This window comes from Methylobacterium sp. WL103, from assembly GCF_008039885.1.
Classification (GTDB): Bacteria; Pseudomonadota; Alphaproteobacteria; order Rhizobiales; family Beijerinckiaceae; genus Methylobacterium; species Methylobacterium cerastii.
The window spans coordinates 1-4030 of record NZ_VRUX01000399.1; the positions used below are offsets into that span (position 1 = coordinate 1).

General features: G+C 69.2%; 3 protein-coding genes and 2 pseudogenes. 2 read left to right on the forward strand and 3 right to left on the reverse strand.

Annotated features, from left to right (window positions below; translation table 11 throughout):
* Positions 1-387: 387 nt before the first annotated feature.
* Together FV222_RS31315 and FV222_RS31320 are read left to right on the forward strand one after the other, a co-directional pair.
* Positions 388-627: pseudogene (locus tag FV222_RS31315) on the forward strand (flagellar hook-basal body complex protein); the annotation flags it as partial.
* Between the two features lie 86 nt (positions 628-713).
* Complete coding sequence (locus FV222_RS31320) at positions 714-1112, forward strand: flagellar hook-basal body complex protein (protein WP_246685547.1); 399 nt, start codon at positions 714-716, stop codon at positions 1110-1112.
* 16 nt (positions 1113-1128) lie between these two features.
* Here FV222_RS31320 and ntrC read toward each other — a convergent pair whose 3' ends face one another.
* From ntrC to FV222_RS19280, 3 genes and pseudogenes are all read right to left on the reverse strand, one after another.
* A complete protein-coding gene (gene ntrC / locus FV222_RS19270; protein WP_147752036.1) occupies positions 1129-2592 on the reverse strand; it encodes a nitrogen regulation protein NR(I) in 1464 nt (487 codons plus the stop codon).
* Between the two features lie 5 nt (positions 2593-2597).
* On the reverse strand, positions 2598-3701 hold the full coding sequence (locus FV222_RS19275; RefSeq protein WP_147752054.1) for an ATP-binding protein: 1104 nt from the start codon (positions 3699-3701) through the stop codon (positions 2598-2600).
* Between the two features lie 80 nt (positions 3702-3781).
* Positions 3782-4030, reverse strand: a pseudogene (locus FV222_RS19280) (tRNA-dihydrouridine synthase); the annotation flags it as partial.

The following is a 4030-nucleotide window of genomic DNA, read 5'->3' on the forward strand; positions in this document are numbered from 1 at the left end:
CGCGCGCATCGCCCCGAGCCGGGCCGAGCGCGAACGCATCGTCGCGGCGCTGACCGGCGTGGCCGTGACGCGAATGGAATGGGAGTAGGCTTGAGCGTCGTGTGGAAGTATCGTCGCCGCCGATATTTTTGTGTCTGAATATTTCCAAGATGTCGAGTTTCGTTTCTAGGGCGGCATCATGGGTGTAGCAGATATAATTCGTTACACACCGCGTATTAACGATAAAATCTCTAATCAGGGTTGGCTCGGGAGCGGTCGGTCGGCACGCCGACGTCGGTGTTCTTATCGGGCGCGGCCGTTCCCTGAAGGAGATCTACGATGAGCCTGATGGATGCGCTCTCGAACGCCATCACCGGCACATCGGCGCAATCCTTCGCGCTGAACAACATTTCCGGGAACATCGCCAACAGCACGACGGCCGGCTTCAAGAACACGGATACGAGCTTCGCCGACATGCTCGCACAGACCGAGGCCGGCACGCAGCCCGCCGGCGGCGTCGCGATCAGCACGCGGTCGAACCTCGGGCTTCAGGGCACGGTGGGATCGACCGGCATCGCGACGAACCTCGCCATCGGCGGCGACGGCTACTTCATCGTCCGGCAGAATCTCGGGACGGCATCGACGCCGAGCTTCGGGTCGGACCTCGCTTATACCCGGCGCGGCGACTTCGCGCCGATGCCAGCGGGTATCTCGTCAACGGGACCGGGTATTACTTGTTCGCCGGATCCTCGAAGGGTGCGCCGGTCCAGATGCCGCCCACCGGCACGAGCGCGCTCTCCAGCCTGTCGGTCTCGCCCGCCGGCGCCCTCACCAGCACCCTGTCGGATGGCAGCACCCAGGCGCTCGGAACCCTGACCCTGGCCCAGTTCGGCGCGCGGGACACCCTCGCCTCGCTCGACGGCGGCGCCTTCGTGGCGACCGCGAGCACCGGGGCGCCGAGCTTCGGCCTGAACGGCGCGACCGTCACCGCCGGCTCGGTCGAGCAGTCGAACGCGAGCATCTCGGATCAGTTCTCAAAGATGATCGAGACCCAGCAGGCCTATACGTCCAACACCAAGGTCATCGGCACCGTCAACGAGATGCTGCAATCCGCCATCGCGATGTACGTCTGACGCAGCCGCGCTGATCTCAACGCGCGGTGCGGAACACCTGCAGGTCGAGGTCCCGCACCTTCTTGCGCAGGGTGTTGCGGTTGACGCCGAGCAGCTCCGCCGCACGGATCTGGTTGCCCCGGGTGGCGGCCAGCGCCGCGCCGATCAGCGGGCCTTCGATCTCGCGCAGGATGCGGTGGTAGAGGCCGGGTGGCGGCAGGGTGTCCCGGTAGTTGGAGAAGTAATCCGACAGGTGGCGCTCCACCGCGCCGGACAGGGTCTCGTTGTCGGCGCCGGCCTTGCGGGCGGTGCCGTTGCCGGCCGAGGCCGGGGGGCTGAGCGGCAGCGTATCGAGCTCCGCCTCGATGACCGGGCCGGTGATGGTCTCCTGCGGGTAGAGGGCGGCCAAGCGTCGGACGAGGTTCTCGAGCTCGCGCACGTTGCCGGGCCAGCGGTAGCGCTTCAGCCGCTCCATCGCCTCGCCGTCGAGCATCTTTCGCGTCAGGCCCTCGCGCTCGACCTGGATGAAGAAGTGGCGGACGAGGTCCGGCACGTCCTCGGAGCGCTCGCGCAGCGCCGGCAGCCGCAGCGGCACCACGTTGAGCCGGAAGAACAGGTCCTCGCGAAAGATCCCCTGCTGGATCGAGATGCGCAGATCCTTGTTGGTCGCGGCGATGATGCGGACGTTGGTCTTGATCGGCACCCGGCCACCGACCGTGGTGTACTCGCCCTGCTGCAGCACGCGCAGCAGCCGGGTCTGCGCCTCCATCGGCATGTCGCCGATCTCGTCGAGGAACAGCGTGCCGCCCTCCGCCTGCTCGAAGCGGCCGGCGGAGCGCTGCAGCGCGCCGGTGAAGGCGCCCTTCTCGTGGCCGAACAGCTCGGATTCGATCAGGTCGCGCGGGATCGCGGCCATGTTGACCGGCACGAACGGCCCGGTGCGGCGGCGGCCGTAATCGTGGAGCGCGCGCGCCACCAGCTCCTTGCCGGTGCCGGATTCGCCGGTGATCATCACGGTGAGGTCGGTCGGCATCAGCCGGGCGAGCGCCCGGTAGATCTCCTGCATCGCCGGCGAGCGCCCGACGAGCGGGATGTCCTCGTTGTCGGGGGCCGAGGCGGCCGCCGCCGTACCGCGGGGCCGCGACAGCGCCCGGCCGACGATGGCGATCAGCTCCTTCAGGTCGAAGGGTTTCGGCAGGTACTCGTAGGCGCCGCGCTCGGACGCGCGGATCGCGGTCATGAAGGTGTTCTGCGCGCTCATGACGATGACCGGCAGCTCCGGCCGCACCCGCTTGATCCGCGGCAGCAGGTCGAACACGTTCTCGTCGGGCATGACCACGTCGGTGATGACGAGGTCGCCCTCCCCTTGCGCCACCCAGCGCCACAGGGTCGCGCAGTTGCCAGTGGACCGGACTTCGTAGCCGGCCCGCGACAGCGCCTGGTTCAGGACGGTGCGGATCGCGGCGTCGTCGTCCGCGACGATGATGTGGCCGTTGGGCATGACTCTTACTCGGGCTCCGCGACCGCTTCGCGCCCGTCGCGGGCGCTCGACATGGGCAGCAGGATTCGGAAGGCGGTGCGGCGGGGGGCGGGATCGCACTCGACGATGCCCCCATGGTCGCCGACGATCTTGGCGACCAATGCAAGTCCGAGGCCGGAGCCTTGCGCCTTCGTCGTCACGAACGGATCGAACAGGTCCGGGAGCAGGTCTGGCGAGATGCCCGGGCCGTTGTCGCGCACCGCCACCTCGATCGGCAGGCTGACGCGCTCGCGCGAGCCCGGGACCTGGAGGCGCAGGCCGGTGCGGAAGGCGGTCGACAGGGTGATCTCGCCGTCGACCGCGTCGGCGCCGATCGCTTCCGCCGCGTTCTTCACGAGGTTCAGGATCACCTGGACCAACTGGTCGCGGTTGCCGAGCACCGGCGGCAGCGACGGGTCGTAGGTCTCGACGAAGCGGATGTGGCGCCCGAAGCCGGATTGCGCCGAGCGCTTCACCTGGTCGAGCACCCCGTGGACGTTGACCGGGCCGCGCTCGACCGGCCGCTCGTCGCCGAACAGCTCCATCCGCTCGACGATCCGCACGATCCGGTCGGTCTCCTCGCAGATCAGGCTGGTCAGCACCCGGTCCTCCTCGGGCCCGGACTGCTCGAGCAGCTGGGCCGCGCCGCGGATGCCGGCGAGCGGGTTCTTGATCTCGTGTGCGAGCATCGCGCCGAGCGCCACCATCGAGCGCGCCGCGCCGCGATGCGTGAGCTGGCGGTTCATCTTGTCGGCGATGGTGCGCTCCTGGAGCATCAGCACCACCGCCTCGGCGTCGTCCCCGAGCGAGGTCGCGAACACGTCGACGCTGCGCTCGGCGCCCGAGCGCGGCTGGGTCAGCTCGACCCGGTACTCGCTGACGCTGGAGCCTCGGCGGCGCACCTCCGCCACCAGCGCGATGATCGGCGAGGCGAAGGGGATGATGTCGCGGAGCCGACGCCGCTGCATCAGCCGGGCGGAGTAGTCGAAGAACGCCTCGGCCGCGTGGTTGCAGTGCATGATGCGATCGTCCGCGCCGATGGTCAGCACCGGCAGCGGCAAGGCGTTGATCACGGCCTCCGCGCTCGGCATGCCGCGCGGTCTCGCCGCAAGGTCCTTGCTCGAAGCCTCATGGCCGACCGGCACGGCGTCGCCCCTACTTTCCCCGTCGCTCATGCGGCCTCCGCGATCGCCGGGGCGGCCTCGAAAGCGGCCCGCAGGAGCCGATCCGCCACCTCCGGGTCGGTGGTGGTCAGGAGCCGCGTGCGTTCGGATGCGCCGAGGCCGCCGGCGGCCTCGGCATAGGCCGCCAGGTGCTTGCGGGCGTGGCGCACCCCCATGTGTGGGCCGTAGAGCGCAATGAGCCCAGCGTAGTGCGACGCCGCCAGCGCCGCCCGCTCCGTCCGCGAGAGCGACGGCAC

Bases quoted from the DNA above. Each gene is read 5' to 3' on its own strand.
- ntrC (WP_147752036.1), bottom strand. From the start codon at position 2,592: ATGCCCAACGGCCACATCATCGTCGCGGACGACGACGCCGCGATCCGC.
- FV222_RS19275 (WP_147752054.1), bottom strand. From the start codon at position 3,701: ATGCCGAGCGCGGAGGCCGTGATCAACGCCTTGCCGCTGCCGGTGCTG.